The organism is Nonlabens tegetincola (assembly GCF_002117085.1).
Taxonomy (GTDB): domain Bacteria; phylum Bacteroidota; class Bacteroidia; order Flavobacteriales; family Flavobacteriaceae; genus Nonlabens; species Nonlabens tegetincola.
In genome coordinates this window covers 1,593,752-1,619,508 of record NZ_CP019342.1, presented here as the reverse complement: position 1 = coordinate 1,619,508, position 25,757 = coordinate 1,593,752, and the positions used below count along the sequence as shown (strand labels likewise).

The window sequence follows — 25,757 nt, the reverse complement described above, 5'->3', positions numbered from 1 at the left end:
GTACTTACTACTTTTAAAACAATACAGTAGCAAGGTATCGATACATGTAGTTTTAAAAATCAAACGAAGAAGGGCTATTTTGATATGAGATTACAAAATCTTTTACCGACCTTTGAATAATAATTGATCACTATGAATTACATCCTTGCCGACTTTAATCAGCATTTATCGCTATTACCATTTACGTATACTCGACCTACATCATTACTTAGATGTGGTATACAAACCTTACAAGAAAAATGGGAAGCGTATTTGAAAAGCTCTGTTAGTTATTATACACAGGATTATTTACAGGAAAAATATCCTCTTGTTGAAAAGGATGATAACACGGTAATTGCAGGACACATTTTTGCCTCACAATCGTTAGTTGAAGCTATACAATCATTAAAACCTAATCAAAAACTGGTCGCAAATGATGAGATTATTGCTTACAGATCTTCAACTATTTCAATACCTACTATTGAATTAGAACAAGTGATTTATGCAGAAGAAGTGGATGGCTTGTATCACACTTGGGATATTTTTTCAAAAAATGGTGATCAATTAAAAGCCGACTTTAATAGAATAACTCAAAATAGGAGCTCACAACCTATTCCTGAAGGAGTTCAAACAATAGCTAGTGAAAACATTTTTATTGAAGAAGGCGCCAAATTACAATTCTGCATTCTTAATGCCACAGATGGTCCTATTTATATAGGTAAAAATGCTGAGGTTATGGAAGGTAGTATTATACGAGGTGGATTTGCATTATGTGATAATAGCTCGACAAAATTAGGAACTAAAGTATATGGTCCGACTACTGTAGGACCTCATAGTAAAATCGGTGGTGAAGTTGGTAATTCTGTATTACTTGGATATTCAAATAAAGGTCATGAAGGTTATCTGGGTAATTCTGTACTTGGAGAATGGTGTAATCTAGGTGCCGACACGAACACGAGTAATCTTAAAAACAATTACGCCGAGGTTAAATTATGGGATTATAATACAGGTAGATTTGCTAAAACTGGTTTGCAATTTTGTGGTTTAATGATGGGAGATCACAGTAAATGTGGTATTAACACCATGTTTAATACTGGTACGGTGATAGGCGTGAGTGCTAATATTTATGGAGCAGGATACCCACGTAATTTTATTCCGTCATTCACATGGGGTGGACCGCAAGGAACAATGACTTACAAACCTGCTAAAGCTTATGAGGTTGCCGATGTGGTCATGCAAAGGCGTAAATTGAGTTTTAACGATGTAGAACAACGTATTTTGGATTCTGTTTTTGAAAACACAAAAAAGTACCGTAAGGATTAATTAACTCTTATATATCGTTCAATACAAGGTTCAATACATAAATAAGATACTTCTAAAAACATGCCGTTAAAACTATAAGTAGCATCACAGTCTGATGTAGTTATGGTTTTGTTGTTATCATCAAAACTACCAGTAGTTGTTGCTTGTGTGAGTGATGCAAAGCAAAATCCTTGGTTACAAAATAGAACATTGTTGTTGCTAAAGGTGAGAAATTTACCTGTGGTAGGTTGAAAGGATCCGCTGCCATCTCCTGGATCAGCGTATCTTGCCACAATTTCCCATTCACCAATTACATCTGTTTCTATCTCGACCTCATCATCTTCTTGGCAAGAAAATAGCAAAGGGATGATAAATAGTATAAGTAGATTATTCATAACCGTTATTTTTAAAATAGATGTAAAACCTTTTAATTGGTTGCGTCCAGTTTAAAAATAACGGTATATTTTAATGAATGTGAGTAGTAACAAATTCTTTAAAAACTTGCTTGTGCAGCTCTAGATCCATGTTTGCAGATAATGAAGCTCGCACGATATAGTCTTTATCCTCTTCTTTAGTTGTTCCTTGAGTTGAAGTTGCTGGCACCGTCCAATAACAACCTTTTAATTGTCCATAGCTTACACAAAACTTACTTTCATGTGGTATTTTATTAATCATAAGGTGAATCAACTTAAGATTCAAATTACGTTTATAATTTTCTCGTTCTTCAGGAGTGTTCCCTTGGGTAGGAAGATCTAAGGAAAATACTGAAGGTGTAAATCCTCGTTGTGCTAATTCTTCAGAAACAAAGTTGATTTTTGCTTCAGGAAGTGTGTCTTCTATAAAATTTACAAACTCTCTGGTATTGAGATAAGCGCCTTTAATACGATCATTCATTCCTGGTAGCTGTTCTGCCAGTAATTCATATTGCAAGTCAGTAGCCTCGTTGTCGCATAAATTAAGATGCTCACTTACCTTAAGCATTAAAGATTTTGCATTAGGATTACCTATACAATAACCAGCCGTACATTTTCCACCGCTAGGAAATTTTGATCCACTGGCATATGAAATACTACGTACATTTTCTAAGAGTTCTCCAGCTTTCATGAACTGGATGTTGGGGCAAAAAGTTTGATCAAGAATAAAAACCGGATCAACAGCAACACTTCCTGTTGGTGTTTTTCTTTCTTGTAATAACACTTTTTTGAGCGCATCAAGTTCAGGAACCTCAACTCTAGGGTTTGTAGGTATTTCTGCTATAATGTAGGGAATAGCGTCTTGTTTAGCGATTTCAACAAGTACTTTTTCGGTACTATTTACCATGTCGTTTTCACCATCTACTGGTAAATCCATAATTTCAACATGGTCCAGCGTTGCTGCAACTCTTCTAGCTTGATCATTGGTACCACCGTAACAATTAGGTGGCACAACAAATTTTATGGGTTTCCCAGGATGGTTTTCATTTGCATGGTCAATTAATCCCATCATAATAGCATACTGAATAGAAAGTCCACTGGATCCTACAACAGGTGCTTCATCTATTCCTGCGACTTCCTGTATAGTTTTAAGAACTTTTTTCTTGAAGTCAGTGTCAATTGATGGAATTGAAAGATTAGAATTATTCAATAACGATTTTAAAACTTTTAGTGAATCAGCAGGCGTCATGGCAATAGTTTCTCTACGGCGCACGTGTTGAATATCTCCTATATAATGTTTATTAGAATCATTGTTTATACTTATGATGCTACCTAATCTTCCATGAGTAGTTATAGTAAAATCAGCAGCAGATTCTAAAGTTGTAGACAAGTTGTTGCCATCCTGTTTTATATGAACCGTACTACCAGCGTAATTGTCTAATGCTGATACGCTTTCTATTTTAATCGCTTCAAAATTATATCCATAAACCTCTCTTATTTTTTCAAGGTCAATGAATGCTGGCAATTCCTTATTAAATACTAGTCTTGTGTTTTTATTTTCTAGTAAGTTTTTACGTAATACGGCTAGTATAGGAGCTGTACGAGAGGAAAAGGAAATAACTTGATGAGCATCAACGTCATTAATCTTTGCTAGAGTCCATTCTAGCACACAAGACAAAGGATGTCCCAGCCTTATATAATCATAGGCTGTAGGTAATTCCTCTAATGATTTTTTTGAAGCATCTCCTTTTTCAAACAGTTGTTCAAACTGCATTAAAAACTCGGTTTTTGCAAGAGCTTCGTTATATATGTCTAATCGGTGTGTAGTAGTTTTTACCCATCCTTCAGGCATGTTTACCAATACCTTTTGAATAAAGGAAAATATAGATTCTTTCTGCATTGTTTATCGTTTCTCGTGCAAATTTAGTTTTTAAAAAACCGTTCAAAAAGCCTTTAACAGGAAGTTTGGATAGCTATTTAATCAAGTTTGATGAAATGCAATTGAGGTTGTAATAAGTACGCTTTCGCGAAAGCGTGATACTCACCACGCCTTAAAACAATTTTTTTCTCATTAAAATAATACCCAATGTACAGGCGATAAAGATTAATAGTAATATTAATCCAATTACGGTCTCACCATAAAGTAGTTTTCCTGTGGCAAATAGTAAACTATATACACCTGTTATTCCGAGAAGAAAACCTAAAGTTTTAGCAGGGAAATTATGGAATTTTGATTCTTTGCCATAGATAAGGCTGTTAAATCTGTTCAAGGTTTCGCTGTCACTTTTTTCAGTTAAGAACGTAACTGTTAACCATGAAATAGATGTTATTAAAACATTGATGCAAATCATTTTCCAGCTAGCGAGTTCTCCAAATATTTGATATTGTAATGATGTGAGGTCACTGTTGTTTAAGAAAAATACTAACGCCACTAGGAAGGAAATGGTCATTGCTGTTATCTCTGACCACGGATTTATCCTGTACCAAAACCACCTAAGAATAAATAGTAATCCAGATCCAGCACCTATTTGAATGATAAGATCAAATGCAAATTTTGCTTCCTCCAAAACAAAGGAAAGCAATGCGGCTAATAACATCATTACTAGCATGGAAACTCTACCTACAATAACTTTTTCTTTTTCAGTAGCTTCTGGATATAAAAACCTAGCATAAAAATCATTGACAACATAGCTAGAACCCCAATTCAAATGAGTAGAAATGGTGCTCATAAATGCTGCGATTAATGAGGTAACAACTAGCCCAAGTAATCCAGCAGGCAAATAAGTAAGCATAGCTGGATAACTGAGGTCATCCTTTATGAATGAAGGATCTAGATTAGGAAATGCAAGTGATAGTGATTCGAGATTAGGATAAATAATTAGAGAAGCTAGTCCTATAATGATCCATGGCCACGGTCTCAATGCATAATGTGCTAGATTAAAAAATAGAACAGCCCATGTAGCGTTTTTTTCATCTTTTGCGGCAAGCATGCGCTGCGCTATATAGCCTCCACCACCAGGTTCTGCGCCTGGATACCAAGTGCTCCACCATTGAACAGCTATAGGAATAAGAAAAATACCCATCACCATATCAGTGTTAGAAAAATCGGGTATCAAGTCTAATTTATCTTGGACATTAGGATGAGCAATTAAGTTTTTCATACCATTTATTTCAGGTAAATCTAGAATATACCATGTAGCCCATATCGAACCTACCATTGCTATAATAAACTGTATGAAATCTGTTATTAATACACCTTTTAATCCTCCTAAAAGCGAATAAGCAACTGTAACTACACAAGCGTATACTAGAGTTGTGGTAGCATCAAAACCAAACATAACGTGCCCAATTTTTATAGCAGCAAGGCATACAGTAGCCATTATAATGATATTAAAAACTACACCTAAGTATAACGCTCTAAAACCTCTAAGGAAAGCAGCGCTTTTACCGCTGTACCTTAATTCATAAAACTCTAAATCGGTGGTAACACCACTGCGACGCCATAATCGCGCATAAAAGAATACAGTAAGCATACCAGTTAGTAAAAAAGCCCACCACACCCAGTTACCCGAAACACCATCGGTACGAACTAATCCTGCTACTAAATTTGGAGTGTCGGCAGCAAAGGTGGTGGCAACCATAGAAAAACCTAATAACCACCACGGCATATTTCTACTGGATAAAAAGAAGGAAGAACTGTCTTTTCCACTACTTTTTGAGACCCAAATTCCTACTAAAAGTGAGATTAAAAAGAAGCTGATTATGAGCGTAAAGTCTATGAATTCCAGTTTCATGTAAAAAAGTTATTAACGATAACGTTTGAATTTTCTCTAAACGCTAAATATAGATTAATAGCGGTCATTTTTTTAGGAAAAGTTAATAGATTAGCTTGGTTTTTATTAAAAACGTAATGAACAAAAGCTTTAAAAAAATAGGTGTAATGACCTCTGGAGGTGATTCTCCAGGAATGAATGCAGCAATAAGAGCGGTGGTTCGAACATGTGCCTACCATCAAGTACAGTGTTTGGGTATATACCGTGGATATCAAGGACTTATTGAAGGTGATTTCAAGGAAATGACACCACGTAGTGTCAATAACATTATAAATAAAGGAGGAACGGTTCTTAAAAGTGCACGTTCACAAGAGTTTCGCACTATAGAAGGTCGTAAGAAAGCTTATGAACAAGTTAAAGCATCGGGAATGGAAGCTCTTGTGGTCATAGGTGGTGATGGATCATTTACTGGTGGTATGGTTTTTAACGAGGAGTTTGACTTTCCAGTAATGGGAATACCTGGAACTATTGATAATGATATATACGGTACTCAATTTACTTTAGGATATGATACCGCATTGAACACAGTAGTTGATGCTATTGATAAAATTAGAGATACAGCAAGTTCACATAACAGGTTGTTCTTTGTTGAGGTCATGGGTCGTGATGTGGGACATATTGCACTAAATGCTGGAATAGGAGCTGGAGCTGAAGAGATCCTTATTCCTGAAGAAGATATGGGTAAGGATAGGCTTGTAGAAAGTTTAAAACGCAGTCGTAAAAATGGAAAATCATCAAGTATAGTTGTAGTAGCCGAAGGAGATACGACAGGTGAGAATGTTTTTGACCTAAAAGATTATGTACTTCAAAATATGCCAGAATATGAGGTAAGAGTATCTGTACTAGGACACATGCAACGTGGTGGAACTCCATCGTGTTTTGACCGTGTTTTAGCTAGCCGTATGGGCGTAAAAGCTGTGGAGAGTTTACTGGAAGGTAAGACTAATTACATGGTAGGAATTCAAAACAATAAAATGGCCTTATGTCCACTAGATAAAGCCGTTAAAGGAAAAACAGAAATTGACACAGAATTACTTAGAGTAAGTGATATAGTGACAATATAACATGCTTTTTAAGATGTTTATTATCTATGGAAAAGCACTAACAATTTAATATTTCAAAACAACATTTAATTACAATAAAATGAGTAAAAAATTAAGATTAGGAATAAACGGTTTTGGTAGAATAGGTCGAATCGTTTTTAGAGCAACTTTAAAAAGAGAAAATGTAGAAGTAGTTGCTATCAATGACCTTGTTCCAGTAGAACAATTAGCTTATTTATTAGAGTATGACTCAGTACATGGTCGTTATGGCGGTACTATCGAAATAAAGGATGGAAATTTAATAGTAGATGGTGTAGAGGTAAGAGTAACTAGTGAAAGAGATCCTAAAAATCTTGCATGGAACGATGTTAACGTTGATGTAGTGGCAGATTGTACAGGTATTTTTACCGACCTAGATACAGCACAAGCTCATATCGATGCTGGTGCAAAAAAAGTGGTAATATCTGCACCATCAAAGACCGCACCTATGTTTGTAATGGGTGTAAATGACGATAAACTTACTGCCGATCATCAAATCGTTTCCAACGCTTCATGTACAACAAACTGTTTGGCACCTATGGCAAAAATCCTTGATGTCAATTTTGGTATTGAAGAGGCGCTTATGACTACCGTTCATGCAACAACTGCAACACAAACCACTGTTGACGGACCTAGCAAAAAGAACTATAGATTGGGGCGTAGTGCTATGAATAACATTATTCCAACTTCTACAGGAGCGGCAGTTGCTGTTACTAAAGTAATCCCTGAACTTAAAGGTAAGCTTACTGGTATGGCATTTAGAGTACCTACTGTAGACGTATCGGTTGTTGATTTAACAGTAAAACTAAGTAAGGAGACTAGTTTAGAGGAAATTAATTCCGCTTTCGCGAAAGCGGCACAAAACGAATACAAAGGGATAGTAGGTTATACCGATGAGGCTGTAGTATCTCAGGATTTTGTAAGTGATGACCGCACTAGTATTTATGATTCTACTGCAGGAATCGAACTTAATTCAACATTTTTCAAGTTGGTGAGTTGGTACGACAACGAGTTTGGTTACTCAAACAAATTGGTAGACCTAGCTGAAAAGGTAAATTCATTATAATGATTAAGAGAAAACGGCTGCACAACTATTTGATTGCGGCCGTTTTTTGTTTTACCCTTAAAACTAACCCTTATGATACTTATCACCGATAGTGGTTCTACAAAATGTGATTGGATAGCTCTTGATAATGATGGAAATCAATTATTCAAGTCTAGGACAAAAGGTATGAATCCGGCTATTCTAACTCTGGAACAACTAGAAGATCGCATAAATGAATCAAGTGAGCTCATCGCTTCCAAAGAAAAGGTTGAAAAAATCTTTTTCTACGGTGCTGGTTGTGGTACCGAAAAGCCTAGATTGGCGCTTCAAAATTTATTGGAGAATTATTTTCAACAAGCAAATGAGGTCGTTGTTAAAGAAGATACCGCAGCTGCCGTATATGCCGCGGTAGGAGACAGGCCAGGTATTGTTTGTATTTTAGGAACTGGATCTAATTGCTGTTTTAGCGATGGTACTCATATTGAACAACGCGTGGTTTCATTAGGCTATACCTTAATGGATGATGCAAGTGGTAACTGGTATGGTAAGCAGTTGCTTAAAGATTACAATTACGGTAAAATGCCAGGAGTATTAATGGAACGATTTGCGGCAGAATATAATACAGATCCGGATTACATTAAGTACAATTTGTATAAACTACCAAATCCTAATGCCTATCTAGCAAAGCACGCTGAGTTTATTTTTAAAAACCTAGAAGAAAGATATATTAAAAAATTGTTGCGTAAAGGATTACGTAAGTTCTCACGCAATATGATTTTACAATTCCAAGAAGAATTAAAACAGTATAAAGTTCATTTTGTAGGAAGTATTGCTCATTTTGCTGAAAAGCGAATCAAGCAAGTTGCAAATGAGTTTGATTATGAAGTGGGTAACATTGTGCGCAGACCAATTGAAGGTTTAGTGGATTATCACATTGCTAAAATCAAACAACAACAAAATGTATAAAAAAAACCGAGCCTCGAGCTCGGTTTTTTTATACTGTTAATTCTTATTAATTAATTATAGTCGTAGATAAATGTTCCAGCGGTTATGACAATAACGTTAGCAGGATTTCCATCTTCGGCTACAGTGAATTCAAATGTACCTTCAAATATTAGGTTAGAAGAACTAGTAATTAATAATTCACCACTCATTGGTACAGAGGTGTAATCAACTCCGTTAGTGTCGGTGTAACGACCAATATAAGTACCTCCTAAACCTTCTATATCATAAGTACCAGGAGTAATATTCAATGGAAATTGAATGTTGATTTGTTCATTTAAGCTATTACTGAAAGCGATACTTAGTTGATTATTGATTTCAGCTGAAGCAAAAACGTCGGCTACAAACTGATTACCGTCTAATAGAGCTTCACATTCATCAAAAGAGGTTGTGATGTCGTATGTAATGTTTTGAAAAACACCATTTGTAATTATTACATCGGGATCTACTCCTGCAATATCCGACATGACACCTTCAAATGTACCGTTTGCAATTTGATTTGTCGTATCATAGGAAGTGATTGTTACAGTACCACTCGTTGGAACATAGAGGCTGTTAGGACCAGAAGAATAGAGTATAAGCGCACCAGTATTTGTGTTATTTGCGTCTACATTAAAGGAGCCAACAGCAGGATTAAATACTTGAATGGCTAGAGTAGGATTTCCCAAAGTACCTACGGTAAAACCATCTTCAGTTTCCTCAGCTTCGACTGTACTTGAATAGTCATTGAATTGACCATCAATTTCTGCGGTGAAAACGGCATTTAAGTTACCACCACCATTATTACCACCGTTGGGATTTAATCCTGGATCCAGTGGTTCTATATCTGTAGTACATGCTACAACAGAAAGAATTAAAATTAAAAAAGGTAAAGTTCTCTTTAACATATCGATTTTTTTAGTTGTTTTTAGTTGTTAATTATTAAGATCTTGACTTTCATAAGCACCAGCATCAGGATTACTTCTTCGCGTAATGTTTAGAATGTCAGTGTTACTAGCTGTAGTTGGATTGGCAATGCCATTAGCACCAGATGAATTGTCAATTCTCATCAAAAATCTAGCAGGATTTTCAAATTCCGGATCGATGTTTAGGATGTTGTTCTCGTAAAGTAATGGATTGTTAAAATCGTAATTAGGATTACCGTCTAAATCATTAAATACATCATTGATTCTTAACAAGCTATGGTTAAAATTAAAATTGAACAAACTATTTTCAGTATCAGCTAGGGCAATCTCAATATTCCTATCTCCATATACAATACAATTAGAAAACGTAGCTTCTATAAGATCTTCACTTAATTCAGAATTAGGAAAGCCGTTTGTTATTAATAATGTTGCATCCTGTCTGAAGCTATTACGCCAGTAATTTGAGATGGTACAATTATTAAAGTTGTAAGAACCACCTAGTCTTGCTATCACGGTACTTTGACCACTGTTATGAAAAATACTATTCGAGCAATCAACATCGGCAGTGGTGGCGATTAAAGCGCTGTTTGAACTGTTTAAAATCTGACTGTTGTTTATTTTTAAGGTAGCACCTGTAGAATTTGGGTTAGAATTATCCATCAAAATCCCTACACTGGCATTTTTGATGGTAACATGATTGAATTCATGATTTAAGCTACCTTGTGTAAGCCAAATTGTTCCCCATTGACCAGGTAAGTCTGCAAATGATGGTTCAAGTCTATCACCTTCAATTATAATTTCGTTTTCTAGATCTTCTGTTGTAGAGAAATCTCCCAAAGCTTTTACGGTGGCTTCATTAGTGGCTATTATACCACTATTGGCGTGAAAATGAAGTCTTGCCCCAGGTTGAATAGTCATGGTCCTATTATTAGGAATTGCTGCATAACCATATATTACATAAGGTTTTTCATTTGTAAAATTGAGTTGACTGTCATCTAGAACAAAACCTTGAATTCTAATTTCCTCACCATCCTGTGTAGTTCCTAGTGGTAATGTTCCTATAACTCCATCGGCATCACGTTCAGGGAATAAGAAGATAGCATCTTGTATAAGAGTTACTAATTCTACTTTTTGTTGTAAGGTGCCACTATCAAATTCAATTTGATCTTCATAAACAAATTGAGTGTCGTTTGTAAAATCAGTAATATCTACAGTTGTTTCAATAAAAACAAATAAGGAATCCTTTGCTAGTAATTCGACATTTTCAAACACTTGACCAGGTATTCCATCAACGTTTAATCGGTATTTTGAATTAGTGCCATCGGCAAGTGCTACTCTAGGAATTACTATGTTGTCTGAACTTCTATTGTAAACTTTGAGTGTCCTAGTGCTGCTACCAATTGTAGAAAATACAGTATCTAAAAACACAGTATCTTGAGAAAATTCTAGATTTCCTGTGCTAGGTTCAAACGAAAAATCATCCCTACACGAGGTTCCTGTGATCAATAAAATTAGAATTCCTAAAACGCCTAAAAAGTATTTCATACTATTTCACTTCAAATAAATCTCTAATTTCTTGAGAGATCTTAATTATTTTTCCATCAGGGTTTACAGCGCACCAATCTGTTTTTGAACTTGCTAGTAATTGATTACTATCTGCATTGTAAATATTTACCAAACGTTCATATCTCACATTTGTTGCTCGTCCTACCTGAGTCTTAATAATAATTCGGTCACCGATAACCGCTTGACTTTTATAGTTGATGGTATGCTTTACTAAAAACCATAATACCTCTTTTTGTTGTTTTTGGTTAGACTTTGAAAACCAATGCTCCAGTGCGATATCATTAACCCATTGCACATAGATTACATTATTTACATGTCCATTTTGATCTATATGTTCGTCCGTTACAAAAAGTTCTTTCGAGTAGATAGGAAGTTCCTCTTTCACTATTGTAATTCAATTTCAAAAAGAGTGTTCCATCTTTTTCCTGTTACATAGAACTTACCAGTTTCATTACGGTAAGCGATTCCATTAAGTACGTTATTGTCTTTATCCCAATTAGGTATCTCATTGCGTAAATCCTTAACATTAATAAATGATTCTACAGCACCATTTTCTGGATTTACAACCATGATTAAATCATTTTGATACACATTGCAATAAATTTTACCATTTACAAATTCCAATTCATTGATTTTATCAATGCGTCGATCATTACTAGTAACTTCAATGTACCCTAACTCTTCATAAGTGTTTGGATCTATCCTCCAAATTTTGGCACTACCATCACTTTTCAGTAAATGTTTACCATCGTTAGTAAGACCCCAGCCTTCTTTACTCTCGTTGTATCTAAATTCATCTAATTTGTTCAAGTTAAGATCATAAACATATCCTTTGTTACTGCGCCAGGTAAGTTGATAAATTTTATCGTTTAATATGGTCATACCTTCTGCAAATTCATTGGCAGGTAATTCGATTTTTTTAATTACCTCACCAGTAGTTGGATTGGTGATTCTTAAATCACTCTCACGATATTGTCCAGTACTTTCATATAAACTATCTCCATAAAACTCTAGACCTTGTGTATAAGCTTCTGTCAAATGAGGAAACCTATTAGTCACCACAGTTTTAATCATATTAGGCTGTTTGTTGGAATACTGAGTAACCTGTGTTGTGGCAGCCGTTATTTTCCCGTCTTTATAAATACGAGCTTTATAGGTAATGTTACCTAAAGGTTCGTTAGCCAGCTTTCGCGAAAGCGTACTACCCGAAACCTCTTTTAAAAGTTGAGCATTGCGGTACCATTTTATACTGTCCATACCTATACCAGCGTCATCGATAAGGCTAATTTTTATTTCATCATTCTGTGTATATACCGATTTTGGGTTGGAAATTTCTAAACTGTAGTTTGAAGAGAATTTTTCCAGTTCAGTCTTACATCCTGATAATGAGAGTGCTATTGTCGCAATTATAGCGATCGATTTTAATTTCATAGTACAACTTAAAATTCAGTCGAAATATACTCATAAAAATACAGTTAATCCTTTGTGACAGTCATACAAGATTATATATTTGCACCGGGCAAGTCCTACACAACCAGCTCCTGCTGAACTCCTCCAGGGCGGGAACGCAGCAAAGGTAAGCGGTCGTAGCGGTGTGATGTAGGTAGCTTGCCTTTTTTTGTACACTTCATTGAAATTTAACTACCTGATATTAAGACTAATATGAATAAAGTGGTTCTTGTTACTGGCGCTTCATCTGGTATTGGTAAATCCATAGCTACACATCTTTCATCACTAGATTACAAGGTGTATGGTACAAGTAGAAATCCTAATAAGTATTCTAATTTACCTTTTGAATTAGTCGCACTTGATGTTCATGATTTAGAATCGGCGCACAACTGTGTTGCGTCTATTTTACAAAAAGAAACTACCATTGACGTTTTAATTAATAATGCAGGTGTTGGTATTACTGGACCAATTGAGGAAACTCCAATTGATGAGGTAAAACATGCTATGGAAACTAATTTTTATGGTCCTCTTAGGGTGTTAAAAGCTGTTTTACCAATAATGCGTAAACAAAAAAGGGGACAAGTTATAAATATTACTAGTATCGCTGGATACATGGGATTACCTTATCGAGGCATTTACAGTGCTTCAAAAGGAGCGCTAGAAATAGCGACTGAAGCATATCGTATGGAGTGTGCTCACCTCAATATTCATTTTAGTAACCTAGCACCTGGAGATTTTGCTACAAATATCGCAGCAGGTAGGTACCACGCACCCGTTGTTGCCGGTAGTGATTATGAAAAAGGTTATTCACACACCTTAAAGCTCATAGATGAACATGTGGATGATGGTAATGATCCCATGGAGGTTGCATATACAGTAGAAAAAATATTAAAAGCAAAGAATCCCGGAATTCACTATAAAGTAGGTAGCTTTTTACAAAAGTTCTCCATCGTTCTCAAAAAAATCCTACCTGAAAAAATGTATGAGAACATGCTTAAAAAACACTATGGTTTATAATGCATAATTTTAAAACAAGTTGGCTTTTTCCACCTGTTACAAGAATTTTAAGTGGATTATTTATCATAATCGGTTTGGTAGGGATTACTTCAAATGTTGTTGTTGGAATTTGTATCACACTTGTTGGTTTTGCTATATTACTTTCACGTAAAGGCGTTTTATTAGACAAGAATCAAAATCGATTAAAATCATACACTCAAGTATTATTTATCAAATTTGGAACATGGGAAACATTAAGCCCATACACGGATATATCGGTACTTTCCTTTACAGAAAAAACGACCTTAACAAGTAGATCAATGGTTACTAGCAGTTCCAAAAAACAAGTTTTTAGAATTTGCTTACTCACTGAAAATCATTATCAAAGATTATTACTATTACAACTTGAAGATGAGCAAACAGCCCAATACGAGGCTGAAAAACTAGCAGATCTTTTTGGCTTTAAAAAGCGAATATTTAGTCCAGGAAGAATCTAATTAGGATTGATTTTTATCAAATCCTTTTATGGTTTGTTTAATAAAGTCATCAGGATAATTCTCATCACCTTCAAATCCCAATTCTAAATAAGGATCATTGTAGGGTTGATGAGCCGTTTTAAATAAATAATCCCATATACTTAAGGATAGACCAAAATTAACACCATAAGGATGTTCTTTAGGAAGCTTTTTTGCATGATGCCATAAATGCATCTTGGGATTGTTAAAAACATATTTTAATGGTCCATAATCCCAGTTTAAGTTAGCATGATTTAAATGACCTATTAAAATCGCAATCATGTGTACCACAAAAAACTCTTGTATTCCAAATCCAATCATTGCCAGTGGTATATATTGCAAGCTCTTATAAATTATAGTTTCCATAAAATGGAATCTAAATTGAGCGGCAAAACCCAGTTCCTTAACACTATGATGCACCTTATGAAAACGCCACAAAGCAGGCACTCTGTGAAGTAGCCTATGAATATTCCATTGGATAAAGTCTGCTATTATGAACATCGTTAGCAACTGTGCCCATACTGGCCAGGATTGTATTTCAACAGCTACTAGATTGGTAATGCCTATACCTCGCAATCCATCGTTAAACAGGGTCACAAAAACATCACTGACTGCGTTATAGCCTATAAGTGAAAACAAAAAGAAATTAAATAGTAAGTAAAAAAGATCCAACCAAAAGTCCTTGCGAACTACCGACTGCTTTTTTCTCCATGGAATAATAATTTCCAAGACATAAACAACCATGGATAGTAATAACAATCCATAAAAATAACTACCCCATTCAGGATGTGTAACCTCATGAATTAAATAATTAAAATAGCCTTTAAAACTACTTATAAAAACGTCTACATATTTATTCATAAATCGATTACAAAGATATTGTCCTTAGATCACAAACTACAACGTTGTATTATTTATAAATCTGATAACATTATAAAAAACAATTGTGAATGTATTTTAGTACACAAATTTATTTCATGAAACATATCTATTTACTTTTCTTTTTGCTAATTGCATTGGTTATAACATCATGTAATTCAAAAGATAATGCCGATGTTGCCGTTCCAGAAAAGGTGTTTGATTGGTCAAGCGCACATGTTTATTTCTTACTTACAGATAGATTCAAAAACGGTGATACCACTAATGACACCATTATAAAAAGAGACCTAGAGACAGGAAAACTTAGAGATTTTAGAGGTGGTGATTTTGCAGGGATTATACAAAAGCTAGATGAAGGTTACTTCTCTGATTTAGGAGTAAATGCAATATGGCTTACACCTATTTGGGAACAAATTCATGGCAGCGTTGATGAAGGAACAGGAAACACTTTTGCTTTTCATGGATATTGGGCAAAGGATTGGACAGCTATTGAACCCAGCTATGGAACTTACGAGGAATTTAAAACCATAGTTCAAAAAGCTCACGATCAGGATATAAGAGTTTTACTAGATGTGGTTATTAACCACACAGGTCCTGTAACCGAGTTAGATCCCGTTTGGCCATCAGATTGGGTGCGAACTACACCTACCTGCACCTATCAAGATCAAGCGACAGCTGTTGACTGTACACTAACTAACAATTTACCAGATATTTTAACGAATAGTAGTAAAGAAGTCGAATTACCAGAAATCTTAATTCAGAAATGGAAAAAAGAAGGTAGATACGAACAAGAAATACAAGAAATCGATGCCTTCTTTGAGGAAACAGGTTTACCACGTACACCTTCTAATTATCTTATTAAATGGGTTACTGATTATGCACGTGAAACAGGTGTAGATGGATTTAGAGTAGATACAGTTAAACATGTTGAAGAAGATGTATGGCAAACCTTTATTGATCAATCCAAAAAAGCATTTGAAAAATGGAAGTCCAACCATCCTGATTTAATGATTCATGACGATGAGTTTTTCGTTTTAGGTGAGTTATATGGTTGGGAAGTAGCAGGTGGTAGACCTTTTCCATTCAGTGAAGAGAATCAAGTAGATTATTTCGATTATGGTTATGACGGCATGATCAATTTTGGTTTCAAAAGACATGCACAGGCTAGTTATGAAGAATTATTTAGTAAGTATGATAGCTTTCGCGAAAGCTTACTGAACGAAGATCCAAATGATAAAGCTTACTTCATGAACTACATAAGCAGTCATGATGATGGGCAACCATTTGATCCTAGAAGAGAAAAAAGGTATGAAGCAGCTACAAAGCTACTACTCGCTCCAGGAATGGCACAAACCTACTACGGTGATGAAACTGCAAGACAATTGATAGTTGACGGAGCTTTGGGTGATGCTAATCTACGTTCTATGATGAATTGGAATGCTATCGACAACAATTTGTTGTCTCATTATCAAAAGTTAGGAACATTTAGATCTAATCATCCTGCAGTAGGAGCCGGAAAACATTTTAAACTAGAACACGATGGACAAGGCGTGTTGTTCGCCCGTTTTTACAATAAAAATGGAGTCGTAGACGACGTACTAGTAGGAACTGGTTTATCTAACGGTCCAACTACTATCGAAGTTAAAAAAGTATTCCCTAATGCAACTGAGATTAGAGATGCTTATTCCGATAAAATACTTTCTGTAGAAGATGGAATGGTCTCCATACAAGTGGTTAACAACACAATCCTATTAGAGTCCTTTTAAGTTTCACTATACTACAGAATAAAAAAACGGCTGGGAAACCAGCCGTTTAAAGTTTACTTTGATACCTTGTATCAAATAGCTCTTGAGGTTCAACCTTGGGTTTTTCCTTAGTTGAATTGTCATCAGTCATTACCTTTCTTTTGTAATCACTATAACCATTGGTTAGATAGTACTCTTTCATTGTTTGCTTTTTTTTCAAATTTAATATGCAAGCACAGTTTTTTGTCTTAACGAATTGTTATTTAATGATTAATAAATGAAGGAGTTAAACTTAAAATCTTCTTAATAAAATTAAGTTCTGAAAACTTGTGACAATCAGTCTTAAATTCTGTTAATTCATATTTCATTAATACGCTTGCCCTTTTAAGTTCAATAGCTTTAAAAGAAAAACAAGCAACATGAATTTAACCCAACGAGAAGCAAGAGAAAAGTACCTAGAATTAACCAGAGAAATTCAAACTGGAATCCTACAAACCGCACTTGATAAATTTCCTATTCACTCAATTCCCATGACCTTAAAAAGGGTAGAGGACGATGGAACAATTTTATTCTTTAGTAAAAAGGATAGTGAGCACAATCAGAATATTCAAATTGATGCAGAATCTCAAATTGTGTTTTCAGATCCTTCAAGCCACCAGTTCCTAATTGTATATGGAGAAACGATAATTTCTCATGACAGAGAATTGATTAAAGAGCTGTACTCAAATATTGATAATAATTGGTTCGAAAATGAAGAGGATACTTCCATTACTATTTTAAAATTTCAACCATTTGAAGGTCAGTATTGGGATACTAAAAGCAATGCACTTAGTAATATGATTAAGCTAGGTTTTACAGCCTTAACCGGTACACCTACTGATATAGGAACAAAAGGAAAATTAACTCTATAACCAAAATACTATGAACATTTTTGAAGCCATAAGAGAAGACCATGAGAAACAACGTGATTATTGTAAAAAGTTACTAGACACCTCTGGTGATAGTGAATTTAGAAGAAACATTTGGGAAGAGCTTAAAAAAGAGCTCCAAATCCATGCCGACGCAGAGGAGAAGTACTTTTACGTTCCTTTATTTAAGGATGACCTTACACAAGATAAAGCAAGACACAGCGTCGCCGAACATCATGAAATTGATGAGTTAATAGAAAAATTGAATGACACAGACTTTGATAGTAGCGCATGGCTGGCACACATGAAAAACCTAGCCGATAAAGTCATACATCACCTTGATGAAGAAGAGCACGAGGTTTTTCAACTTGCAGGAAAATCACTTTCTGAAAATCAAAAGAAAAGCCTAGCGTCAGACTATAAGGACGCTATGCAAAGCAATAGGTAAATACAAAAACGTCACCATAAAGCTATGGTGACGTTTTACTTTTTTGGTAAACTTGAAAATAACGGCTTTAAAAACTAAGTTTAAACAGCAGTACTCCAATTATTTATCTCTAATCGTTTACCAGGCCTTTTTTCTATATAGGCTCTTAAAATTTGAGAGGTGTGATAATTAGGCTTTTTAGATTCAATATAGCTTTCTGCTTGTTCTACCGATTCTATAGATTCATGATTGGGTACAAACCCAAAACCTACATACTCACCATCCTTGACCATCACCAAGCAAAATTCATCTTCGGTTCTACCTTGTTCTTGAATAAAAAAAGTAGCATTGGTCTCTTGTAAAGCTTTAATCGCTTGATTAGCTCGTATGTTATATAGTTGAACAAGTTCCTCTTCTCTACATACTCCTTTACATGATTTTATTTTATAATGGCTGGTGCAATGTTCTTTAGTGTTAAAACTACAATATCTAGGACACAGATTATATTCCTCACACAATTGTTCCAGTTGTTCTACGGCGTGTGCTCGACTGTAATGAGTAACTAATCTAGAGTCGTAGGATTTCATAACTCCTACCGCAAACTGAATTACGCCTTTTTGATTTTTATAATATAAAATCTGGTAGGAACGTCTAGGTTTTTTTTGTGCAGCATTATATTTTGGGTAGTAGTGAAGAATAAGTTCTGCCTCTTGCAACAGCGCAACCAATTCACTACCAGTTGGAATATGTTCAATGTGATGAATTTCTTGACACATATGATAGGACTTACTGCGTTTGTTATAAAAATGAGAGAGTACCCTTTTCTTTAAATTAATTGCTTTTCCTACATAAATGACCTTCTGTGCTTGATTTTTAAAAAGATAAACTCCGGGAACTTCTGGTAACTCATTAAATTGAGATCGATCTAGGTGTGGTGGAAAAGTTCCTTCACGACTTTTGGGCTTAAGAGCCTTTAGCATCACTTCGATTGCATTGGGTTTTGTAAGCAGTAATTTAAATAATTCTACCGTTGCATCAGTGTCACCTTCAGCGCGATGCCTGTTTACAAGGTCGATACCTAATGAATTACACAAACGTCCTAAACTGTAACTAGGAAACCCAGGAATAATTTTTCTAGACAATCTTACCGTACATAATTTTTTACGGGTAAATGGTAGTTCCAACCTTTTAAATTCATTCCGTAAAACGTTGTAATCAAAACTCACATTATGTGCTACAAAAACAGCATCCTTAGTAAAATCTAATATATCCTGAGCAATCTCCTCAAAAAGCGGAGCGCTACTAGTCATTTCATTATCAATACCTGTGAGACTAGTAATAAAATCAGGAATAAGCATTTGGGGATCCACTAGACTGGTATATTTATCTAGTATTTCTTCACCTCGCAGGCGCACCATACATATCTCTGTGATGCGATTTCCGCCCAGTCCACTACCTGTAGTTTCTAGGTCTACTATAACAAAATCTTGCTCTTGTAAATTCATAATTGGAATAGTTCCAAAAATAGGAATAATTCCAATTATAACGATGTGGAAATTGAAAATTTAACACCTATAAGTTTTAAATTGTTTAACTACTACAACTTAACATACTGCAGCCCACTTTAGTTTTGGCCCATTCGGGTCTTTTGGCATAGTATTTTTCAAATTCTGGTTGCTCGTCATATGGATGTTGCAATACCCGATAAACTTCGTGGAACATGGAATAATTTCCTTTTTCAGCTTGATCAATAATTTGTTGAGCTATGTAATTGCGCAGGACGTATTTAGGATTTGTTGTAATTAATTTTTCAGATCTCGCTTTCGCGAAAGCGAGATTAACAACATCCTCATCATCATTAGTAAACTGTTTGGATTCAAGAAATTTAGAATAATCTAGTTGAATTCGTGACTTATAAACCGATAACCAGTCCAACCATCTTAATCGATGAGGTTCACTTAATTGTTCAAAATCATAAAAAGCAATGGCAAGTTTATCTAGCATAATGGTAGTATCCATGTTTCTGTCCAAATGCTGCAATTCCCTGAAAAAGAACGTGTAATCTACCTCGTGAAGATGAAGGGTTTGTATGAGCTGTGTTACTAATTGTTGATCGTTACTATCTTTATGAAGAAAACCTAGCTTATTCCTCATCATATCAAGATGTTTTTCTTGATATTGAATTTTGTAATTGTCTAAAACTTGTTCTAATCCAGATTGATCATCGATTATTTCATAGAGTGCATTTGCCAGCTGAAGCAAATTCCACAATCCAATTTCGGGTTGTGCACCATAACGGTATCTTTTGTGTTGTCGGTCAGTCGTATTTGGAGTCCAACCGTGGTCATAAGGTTCTAACCATCCATACGGTCCATAATCAATCGTAAGGCCCAAGATACTCATGTTATCTGTATTCATTACCCCATGAACAAATCCTACTCGTTGCCAGTGAATAATCATGTCCAGTGTGCGTTGAGACACAATTTCAAAAAACTTTAGATATCCTTCTTTATCAAGTGCAGATACTTGTGGAAAGTGATGCTCAATGGTATAATCCAGCAGTTTTCTTAAGTTTTCTTGATCTCCTTGTGCCGCAAATAATTCAAAATTACCAAACCTTATAAAACTAGGAGCTACCCGACAAACTATGGCACCTTGTTCATATTCTGGATTTCCATCATACATAACATCCCTTAAAACTTGTTTACCAGTAGTAGCTATTGTGAGTGAACGTGTGGTTGGAATGCCAAGGTGATGCATTGCTTCTGCACACAAGTATTCTCTTATAGAGGACCTTAAAACTGCATATCCATCTCCATTTCTTGAATAGGGTGTAGGTCCTGCACCTTTAAGTTGAAAAGTTTGCAATCCAATATCAGTTTCTAGTTGAAAAAGATTGATGGCGCGACCATCACCCAATTGACCAGCCCAATTACCAAATTGATGACCAGCATAGGCCATTGCATAAGGCTTGCTATTTTCTATAATTTGTTTACTGCCAAATACAGCTTTAAATTCCTTGCTATCCATATAAATGGGATCCCAACCTAGCTCTTCGGTTAGCGATGATGTATGTCGAACCTCACTGTTGATAAAGTGTTCTGGTTGTACAAAAGAGTACGCTACTTGACTTACTTGTCGTCGGTAATTTTCATCTACTGGATCTGCAGGTAAGGTAGATGTAAACGCATTAATAGGTTTCAATTGGGCCATGTGGTAAAAATAAGAATTAGGCGTGTGGCTTAGGTTCAAAATAAGTTAAGAATAAAAAAAGCGGTTTTAAAAATCTTTAAAACCGCTTATCATAAAAATCAATTACTCTTTAATTAATGTCGAATCGATCTAGATTCATTACTTTACTCCATGCTTGTACAAAGTCGTTTATAAATCGCTCCTTGGCATCGTCACTGGCATAAACTTCAGATAAAGCTCTTAATTCAGAATTTGATCCAAAAATAAGATCTGCTCTAGTTGCTTTCCACATTACTTTATTGTTAGAACGATCGATGATTTCAAACAGATTGTTTTCTCCTTCAATAGCTTTCCATTTATAATTCATACTTAAAAGATTGCGATAGAAATCATTAGTAAGTACACCAGGATTATCAGTTAAAACTCCTACATACGAATTATCGTAGTTTGCTCCTAGGGCTCTCATACCACCTACAAGGACCGTCATTTCTGGCGCACTTAATGTAAGTTGTTGAGCCTTGTCAATCAGTAATTGTTCTGGGGTAAGCGTATATTCTTTTTCTTGATAGTTTCTAAAACCATCGGCGATAGGTTCTAGCAGGTTAACTCCATCAATATCTGTTTGTTCTTGTGACGCATCCATTCTACCAGGTGTAAAAGGAACTTCAATGGTATATCCTGCTTTTTTTGCAGCGTCTTCTATGGCTACATTTCCACCTAGAACAATTAAATCGGCTATAGAAATTTTTGTTGTATTGGAATCAAAATTTGATTTTATTTCCTCATAAACTTTTAAAACTTTTTTAAGTTGATTCGGGTTGTTTGATTCCCAGCTTACTTGTGGTTCTAATCTTATTCTACCGCCATTTGCTCCACCACGTCTATCACCATCCCTGTAAGTAGCTGCGGCAGCCCATGCTGTTGAAACTAATTCACTAGTACTTAAACCAGAGTTTTTGATTTCTTTTTTAAGTAGATCAACATCTTTAGCAGAAACCAGTTTGTGATCTAAAGCAGGTATAGGATCTTGCCAGATAAATTCTTCCGCAGGAACTTCAGGTCCTAGGTAAGTGGATTTAGGACCCATATCTCTATGTGTTAGTTTGAACCACGCTTTCGCGAAAGCTTTATCAAATTCTTTTGGGTTTTCATAAAACCTTTTAGAAATCTTACGATACTCTGGATCCTTAATCATGGATAGATCAGTTACGAGCATGGTAGGTTTAACTTCTTTATCCTTATCAAAGGCATGTGGATACATTTTTTTAGGATTTACAGCCTCGTATTGATGTGCGCCACCAGGACTTTTTACTAGTTTCCATTCATTTTCAAAAAGTGATTTAAAATATCCATTACTCCATTGTGTAGGAGTAAGAGTCCAGGTTACTTCAAGACCCGACGTTACAGCATCGGCTCCTTTACCAGATTTAAAAGTACTGCTCCATCCTAATCCTTGTTCTTCAATCCCTGATTCTTCTGGAGCGTTTCCTAAATTCTCACCACTCGCGGCACCATGTGTTTTACCCAAGGTATGTCCACCAGCAATAAGAGCAACTGTTTCCTCATCGTTCATTCCCATACGTCCAAAGGTCTTGCGTATGTCGTGTGCTGCAAGTACTGGATCTGGATTTCCATTTGGCCCTTCTGGATTTACATAAATTAAACCCATTTGTGCAGCAGCAAGTGGTTGTTCTAGTTCTCTTTCTTCATTGAATCTATCGTCACCTAGCATTTCATTTTCTGAACCCCAATAAACACTTGTTTGTGGCTCCCATGTATCTTCTCTACCAGCGGCAAAACCTAGTGTTTCAAAGCCCATGGATTCAAAGGATACATTTCCTGCCAGAATCATTAAATCTGCCCATGAAATTTTTTGACCGTATTTTTGTTTAACTGGCCAAAGTAATCTTCTTGCCTTATCAAGGTTTGCGTTATCAGGCCAACTGTTTTGAGGAGCAAAACGTTGTTTACCTTCTCGAGTACCACCACGACCATCACCAGTCCTATAAGTACCGGCACTGTGCCATGCCATTCTTATGAATAATCCACCATAGTTACCAAAGTCTGCTGGCCACCAATCTTTTGAATCGGTAAGTGCTTTTTTTACATCAGCTTTTAAAGCCGCATAGTCTAAACTTTCAAATTCTTTTTTGTAATCAAAATCTTCTCCTAGTGGATTTGATTTATCGCTATTTTGTCTAAGGACACTTAAATCTAATGAATTAGGCCACCATTCTTGATTGGTTTTTCCTTCTCCTTTAATTCTGTTTCCTGTTGATTTAGGTTGGTCAAAACCAAATGGACAGCTGCCAGATTCAGACGTTGAAGTCTTGTCTGAATAACTGTTAACATGCATGGTAAAAGCTACGGATGCTATAGCTACCAGTGCAATTGCGGAAATTATTAAAATCTTGCGCATAGTGTATTGTTTAATTGAATTTGGCACAAAACTAGGCGCGTTGTTTTATTTATAAAAACTAAAAAATCAATGTTAATATCGACATGGTAGATATTATATTTGTATATGAATATTCAACAGTTTAAATACATTCTAGCGGTTGTTGATTTAAGAAATTTTGAAGCCGCAGCCGATAAATGCTTTGTAAGTCAATCTACCTTAAGCACGATGATTGCAAGGTTTGAAGATGAAATTGGAATTAAAATTTTTAATCGTAAGTCCAAACCTGTTTCAGTCACTCGTGAAGGAGCTATAATCGTTGAACGTTTAAGGACTATAAACAATGATATTGGACTGTTAGGAGCACTGGTTAAAGAGTTGAAAGGTGAGCTCATGGGTGAATTAAAAATAGGGGTGATTCCCACAATAGCTCCTTACTTATTACCCTTATTTTTACACAAGTTTGCCACTAAATTTCCCTATGTAAATTTAATTGTGGATGAATTACAAACTGACGAGATTGTAGCAGCCATAAAAAATCGATCTTTAGATATTGGTTTACTCGCTTTACCTATAAAGGATAAAGATCTTAATGAAAAAGAACTGTTTGTTGAACCATTTTTAATTTATGATTGCAGGGAAAAATCTACTGAAGGACCTATTTCTATTAAAAATTTAGATTATTCCAAGTTGTGGTTATTAAAACAAGGTCATTGTTTACAAACTCAAGTACATCAAATTTGTGAACAGTCTTCTCGACAGGTTGATGAAGATTCTAATCTTGAATTTAGATCTGGATCGCTAGACGGCCTTATAAGATTTACCAAAGCGAGTAATGGTTTAACTATATTACCTCAAATAGCTACCTTAGATTTTACCGAGCATGATCAAGGTAAATTGGTACATTTTGATACACCTGTTCCATCCAGATCGGTAGGAATAATTACCCATAAGTATTTTGTAAAGAAAACGTTGCTTAATAAACTCCAATTGATGATTCAAGACCTCATGAAGGAAGTTATTTCTGAAATTCCTGAAAACAAAATTATTCATCCATTAGAATAACGTGAATTTATAATTCAATGTAATTAATTGAAAATTCTAATTGGCTTATGTCATCTTGAGCCTCATTAATTCTAGAATTTGTGTAATACAGTCTATTGTCGTGTAGCGTAAATGTGTCTGCCCATTTTATGTTTTCGCCCTGAGCTAAAACAGACAGTTCTCCTTGATTAATATTATACTGCATAATCTTATTTTTTTCAAGATCAGCTAAATAAAGTGTTCCGTTGCTATCTATTATCATTCCATCTGGAGCTGGAGTTTGTGCCACAAACTGTACGTTGTTCTTTATGATATTTACATTGCCAGAGTTAAGTGACTGCGTTGAAATCTTATATAATTTATAACCTGTAAGTGCATGAAAATATAATTCGTCATTTACAGTATCCAGGGCAATACCATCGGAATGAACTGTATTTTTCCAATCACCGTTGTCAAAAGTAAGTTTGTCTACTTGCGCGAGCGTAGATTCATGATTATCCAAAACTCTGATAGAATTTCCAGATTCCATATCAATTATTACGAGACCGGCATGACCAGAATCTGTACAATAAATTTTATTTAATTTTTTGTCCACTCTAAGGTCATTGATATATGAGTCATGATGATAACTACCTTGAGACAAAAAGTATGTATTGAGCAGTTGATTGGTATTTAAATCAAAATCATAAATGCGAGGTTGTCCAATAACCCCTTTGAACAAGGGGTTTCTTGTATCCAGAACATATAAATGGTTTTCAAAGGCTACTACCGATTGAACCGCAACAAATAAGCTATCATGAATAGGAGCTCCTAGATTCCAGTTGTTCCAATCTTTACTGGGATAAGGTGTCGCAACCCCAGAATCTGAAATTTCAATGACTGAATTTTCAACATTGTTGCGCCATCTAGGAAAATTAGCAAATAACCTTCCTGTATTTGTAGCAGTTACCCCAGTTACTTGTTGACCTTTAAAGGAAATTACTTGGGTAATTTGTTTTTTCTGTTCAGTTTGACAGCTTAAGAAAATAATACTCAGTAAAAACGGGATTAGTTTATTCATGACTAATGGAATTCATT

General features: G+C 35.3%; 23 protein-coding genes and 1 other RNA gene. 11 read left to right on the top strand and 13 right to left on the bottom strand.

Annotated features, from left to right (window positions below):
• The first annotated feature begins 132 nt into the window (after positions 1-132).
• Positions 133-1,302 (top strand): GlmU family protein, encoded by a 1,170-nt coding sequence (locus tag BST91_RS07700; protein ID WP_085775032.1) that lies wholly within the window; start codon positions 133-135, stop codon positions 1,300-1,302.
• Here the strand turns inward: BST91_RS07700 and BST91_RS07695 are convergent.
• From BST91_RS07695 to BST91_RS07685, 3 genes are all read right to left on the bottom strand, one after another.
• Positions 1,299-1,676 carry a hypothetical protein gene (locus BST91_RS07695; protein ID WP_085775031.1) on the bottom strand — a complete coding sequence of 126 codons (378 nt, stop codon included), beginning with the start codon at positions 1,674-1,676 and terminating at the stop codon, positions 1,299-1,301. The two genes, BST91_RS07700 and BST91_RS07695, sit on opposite strands and share 4 nt — an antisense overlap.
• A 70-nt stretch (positions 1,677-1,746) precedes the next feature.
• On the bottom strand, positions 1,747-3,594 hold the full coding sequence (locus BST91_RS07690; protein WP_085775030.1) for a PLP-dependent aminotransferase family protein: 1,848 nt from the start codon (positions 3,592-3,594) through the stop codon (positions 1,747-1,749).
• Between the two features lie 151 nt (positions 3,595-3,745).
• Positions 3,746-5,488: a sodium:solute symporter family protein gene (locus BST91_RS07685; RefSeq protein WP_085775029.1), complete on the bottom strand. Its 1,743-nt coding sequence runs from the start codon at positions 5,486-5,488 to the stop codon at positions 3,746-3,748.
• A gap of 116 nt (positions 5,489-5,604) precedes the next feature.
• Here BST91_RS07685 and pfkA point away from each other — a divergent pair, with 116 nt between their 5' ends.
• From pfkA to BST91_RS07670, 3 genes are all read left to right on the top strand, one after another.
• Positions 5,605-6,591 carry a 6-phosphofructokinase gene (pfkA, locus tag BST91_RS07680; RefSeq protein WP_085775028.1) on the top strand — a complete coding sequence of 329 codons (987 nt, stop codon included), beginning with the start codon at positions 5,605-5,607 and terminating at the stop codon, positions 6,589-6,591.
• A 79-nt stretch (positions 6,592-6,670) separates the two neighbouring features.
• Positions 6,671-7,675 (top strand): type I glyceraldehyde-3-phosphate dehydrogenase, encoded by a 1,005-nt coding sequence (gene gap, locus BST91_RS07675; RefSeq protein WP_085775027.1) that lies wholly within the window; start codon positions 6,671-6,673, stop codon positions 7,673-7,675.
• A gap of 72 nt (positions 7,676-7,747) precedes the next feature.
• Positions 7,748-8,620, top strand: a complete 873-nt coding sequence (locus BST91_RS07670; RefSeq protein WP_085775026.1) for a BadF/BadG/BcrA/BcrD ATPase family protein — start codon at positions 7,748-7,750, stop codon at positions 8,618-8,620.
• 50 nt (positions 8,621-8,670) lie between these two features.
• Here the strand turns inward: BST91_RS07670 and BST91_RS07665 are convergent, their stop codons facing one another.
• Genes BST91_RS07665 through BST91_RS07650 form a run of 4 tightly spaced genes read right to left on the bottom strand, consistent with a single transcriptional unit; the run spans position 8,671 to position 12,558 of the window.
• Positions 8,671-9,543, bottom strand: coding sequence for a DUF6252 family protein (locus tag BST91_RS07665; protein ID WP_085775025.1), 873 nt, complete (start codon positions 9,541-9,543; stop codon positions 8,671-8,673).
• Positions 9,544-9,570: 27 nt separating this feature from the next.
• Positions 9,571-11,106 (bottom strand): hypothetical protein, encoded by a 1,536-nt coding sequence (locus BST91_RS07660; RefSeq protein WP_085775024.1) that lies wholly within the window; start codon positions 11,104-11,106, stop codon positions 9,571-9,573.
• A gap of 1 nt (position 11,107) precedes the next feature.
• On the bottom strand, positions 11,108-11,512 hold the full coding sequence (locus BST91_RS07655) for an acyl-CoA thioesterase (RefSeq protein WP_235783955.1): 405 nt from the start codon (positions 11,510-11,512) through the stop codon (positions 11,108-11,110).
• Positions 11,512-12,558, bottom strand: coding sequence for a glutaminyl-peptide cyclotransferase (locus tag BST91_RS07650; RefSeq protein ID WP_042277877.1), 1,047 nt, complete (start codon positions 12,556-12,558; stop codon positions 11,512-11,514). Before BST91_RS07650 ends, BST91_RS07655 begins: the two co-directional genes overlap by 1 nt.
• An 86-nt stretch (positions 12,559-12,644) precedes the next feature.
• On the opposite strand from BST91_RS07650, the gene ffs reads away from it, so the two are divergent.
• The 3 genes from ffs (at position 12,645) to BST91_RS07635 (ending at position 14,069) form a co-directional block, all read left to right on the top strand.
• Positions 12,645-12,744: signal recognition particle sRNA small type (gene ffs, locus BST91_RS07645), an RNA gene on the top strand.
• A 45-nt stretch (positions 12,745-12,789) separates the two neighbouring features.
• The gene (locus BST91_RS07640) at positions 12,790-13,593 is read left to right on the top strand and encodes an SDR family oxidoreductase (protein WP_042277878.1); all 804 of its coding nucleotides are present in this window, start codon (positions 12,790-12,792) and stop codon (positions 13,591-13,593) included.
• The gene (locus BST91_RS07635) at positions 13,593-14,069 is read left to right on the top strand and encodes a hypothetical protein (protein WP_085775023.1); all 477 of its coding nucleotides are present in this window, start codon (positions 13,593-13,595) and stop codon (positions 14,067-14,069) included. The genes BST91_RS07640 and BST91_RS07635 overlap by 1 nt, the downstream gene beginning before the upstream one ends.
• On the opposite strand, the gene BST91_RS07630 is transcribed toward BST91_RS07635, so the two are convergent.
• Positions 14,070-14,948, bottom strand: coding sequence for a sterol desaturase family protein (locus tag BST91_RS07630; protein ID WP_085775022.1), 879 nt, complete (start codon positions 14,946-14,948; stop codon positions 14,070-14,072).
• A 116-nt stretch (positions 14,949-15,064) separates the two neighbouring features.
• Between BST91_RS07630 and BST91_RS07625 the strand changes: the two genes are divergently transcribed.
• Positions 15,065-16,732, top strand: a complete 1,668-nt coding sequence (locus tag BST91_RS07625; protein ID WP_085775700.1) for an alpha-amylase family glycosyl hydrolase — start codon at positions 15,065-15,067, stop codon at positions 16,730-16,732.
• Positions 16,733-16,778: 46 nt separating this feature from the next.
• On the opposite strand, the gene BST91_RS13405 is transcribed toward BST91_RS07625, so the two are convergent.
• Positions 16,779-16,913, bottom strand: a complete 135-nt coding sequence (locus BST91_RS13405; protein ID WP_258150540.1) for a hypothetical protein — start codon at positions 16,911-16,913, stop codon at positions 16,779-16,781.
• Between the two features lie 217 nt (positions 16,914-17,130).
• Here BST91_RS13405 and BST91_RS07620 point away from each other — a divergent pair, with 217 nt between their 5' ends.
• Together BST91_RS07620 and BST91_RS07615 are read left to right on the top strand one after the other, a co-directional pair.
• Complete coding sequence (locus BST91_RS07620) at positions 17,131-17,622, top strand: pyridoxamine 5'-phosphate oxidase family protein (RefSeq protein ID WP_042277884.1); 492 nt, start codon at positions 17,131-17,133, stop codon at positions 17,620-17,622.
• Between the two features lie 10 nt (positions 17,623-17,632).
• Complete coding sequence (locus tag BST91_RS07615) at positions 17,633-18,067, top strand: hemerythrin domain-containing protein (RefSeq protein ID WP_042277886.1); 435 nt, start codon at positions 17,633-17,635, stop codon at positions 18,065-18,067.
• Between the two features lie 80 nt (positions 18,068-18,147).
• On the opposite strand, the gene BST91_RS07610 is transcribed toward BST91_RS07615, so the two are convergent.
• From BST91_RS07610 to katG, 3 genes are all read right to left on the bottom strand, one after another.
• Positions 18,148-19,551 carry an exonuclease domain-containing protein gene (locus BST91_RS07610; RefSeq protein WP_085775021.1) on the bottom strand — a complete coding sequence of 468 codons (1,404 nt, stop codon included), beginning with the start codon at positions 19,549-19,551 and terminating at the stop codon, positions 18,148-18,150.
• 85 nt (positions 19,552-19,636) lie between these two features.
• Entirely contained in the window at positions 19,637-21,259 is a 1,623-nt protein-coding gene (locus BST91_RS07605) for a protein adenylyltransferase SelO (protein WP_085775020.1), read from the bottom strand.
• A 109-nt stretch (positions 21,260-21,368) separates the two neighbouring features.
• Positions 21,369-23,657 (bottom strand): catalase/peroxidase HPI, encoded by a 2,289-nt coding sequence (gene katG, locus BST91_RS07600; protein ID WP_085775019.1) that lies wholly within the window; start codon positions 23,655-23,657, stop codon positions 21,369-21,371.
• Between the two features lie 105 nt (positions 23,658-23,762).
• On the opposite strand from katG, the gene BST91_RS07595 reads away from it, so the two are divergent.
• Positions 23,763-24,701, top strand: coding sequence for a LysR substrate-binding domain-containing protein (locus tag BST91_RS07595; RefSeq protein ID WP_085775018.1), 939 nt, complete (start codon positions 23,763-23,765; stop codon positions 24,699-24,701).
• A 7-nt stretch (positions 24,702-24,708) separates the two neighbouring features.
• Here BST91_RS07595 and BST91_RS07590 read toward each other — a convergent pair whose 3' ends face one another.
• A complete protein-coding gene (locus BST91_RS07590; protein ID WP_085775017.1) occupies positions 24,709-25,740 on the bottom strand; it encodes an L-dopachrome tautomerase-related protein in 1,032 nt (343 codons plus the stop codon).
• Between the last annotated feature and the right edge of the window lie 17 nt (positions 25,741-25,757).

Coding starts and splice junctions, on each gene's coding strand:
- BST91_RS07700 (WP_085775032.1), top strand. CDS start 133: ATGAATTACATCCTTGCCGACTTTAATCAGCATTTATCGCTATTACCA.
- BST91_RS07695 (WP_085775031.1), bottom strand. CDS start 1,676: ATGAATAATCTACTTATACTATTTATCATCCCTTTGCTATTTTCTTGC.
- BST91_RS07690 (WP_085775030.1), bottom strand. CDS start 3,594: ATGCAGAAAGAATCTATATTTTCCTTTATTCAAAAGGTATTGGTAAAC.
- BST91_RS07685 (WP_085775029.1), bottom strand. CDS start 5,488: ATGAAACTGGAATTCATAGACTTTACGCTCATAATCAGCTTCTTTTTA.
- pfkA (WP_085775028.1), top strand. CDS start 5,605: ATGAACAAAAGCTTTAAAAAAATAGGTGTAATGACCTCTGGAGGTGAT.
- gap (WP_085775027.1), top strand. CDS start 6,671: ATGAGTAAAAAATTAAGATTAGGAATAAACGGTTTTGGTAGAATAGGT.
- BST91_RS07670 (WP_085775026.1), top strand. CDS start 7,748: ATGATACTTATCACCGATAGTGGTTCTACAAAATGTGATTGGATAGCT.
- BST91_RS07665 (WP_085775025.1), bottom strand. CDS start 9,543: ATGTTAAAGAGAACTTTACCTTTTTTAATTTTAATTCTTTCTGTTGTA.
- BST91_RS07660 (WP_085775024.1), bottom strand. CDS start 11,106: ATGAAATACTTTTTAGGCGTTTTAGGAATTCTAATTTTATTGATCACA.
- BST91_RS07650 (WP_042277877.1), bottom strand. CDS start 12,558: ATGAAATTAAAATCGATCGCTATAATTGCGACAATAGCACTCTCATTA.
- BST91_RS07640 (WP_042277878.1), top strand. CDS start 12,790: ATGAATAAAGTGGTTCTTGTTACTGGCGCTTCATCTGGTATTGGTAAA.
- BST91_RS07635 (WP_085775023.1), top strand. CDS start 13,593: ATGCATAATTTTAAAACAAGTTGGCTTTTTCCACCTGTTACAAGAATT.
- BST91_RS07630 (WP_085775022.1), bottom strand. CDS start 14,948: ATGAATAAATATGTAGACGTTTTTATAAGTAGTTTTAAAGGCTATTTT.
- BST91_RS07625 (WP_085775700.1), top strand. CDS start 15,065: ATGAAACATATCTATTTACTTTTCTTTTTGCTAATTGCATTGGTTATA.
- BST91_RS13405 (WP_258150540.1), bottom strand. CDS start 16,913: ATGAAAGAGTACTATCTAACCAATGGTTATAGTGATTACAAAAGAAAG.
- BST91_RS07620 (WP_042277884.1), top strand. CDS start 17,131: ATGAATTTAACCCAACGAGAAGCAAGAGAAAAGTACCTAGAATTAACC.
- BST91_RS07615 (WP_042277886.1), top strand. CDS start 17,633: ATGAACATTTTTGAAGCCATAAGAGAAGACCATGAGAAACAACGTGAT.
- BST91_RS07610 (WP_085775021.1), bottom strand. CDS start 19,551: ATGAATTTACAAGAGCAAGATTTTGTTATAGTAGACCTAGAAACTACA.
- BST91_RS07605 (WP_085775020.1), bottom strand. CDS start 21,259: ATGGCCCAATTGAAACCTATTAATGCGTTTACATCTACCTTACCTGCA.
- katG (WP_085775019.1), bottom strand. CDS start 23,657: ATGCGCAAGATTTTAATAATTTCCGCAATTGCACTGGTAGCTATAGCA.
- BST91_RS07595 (WP_085775018.1), top strand. CDS start 23,763: ATGAATATTCAACAGTTTAAATACATTCTAGCGGTTGTTGATTTAAGA.
- BST91_RS07590 (WP_085775017.1), bottom strand. CDS start 25,740: ATGAATAAACTAATCCCGTTTTTACTGAGTATTATTTTCTTAAGCTGT.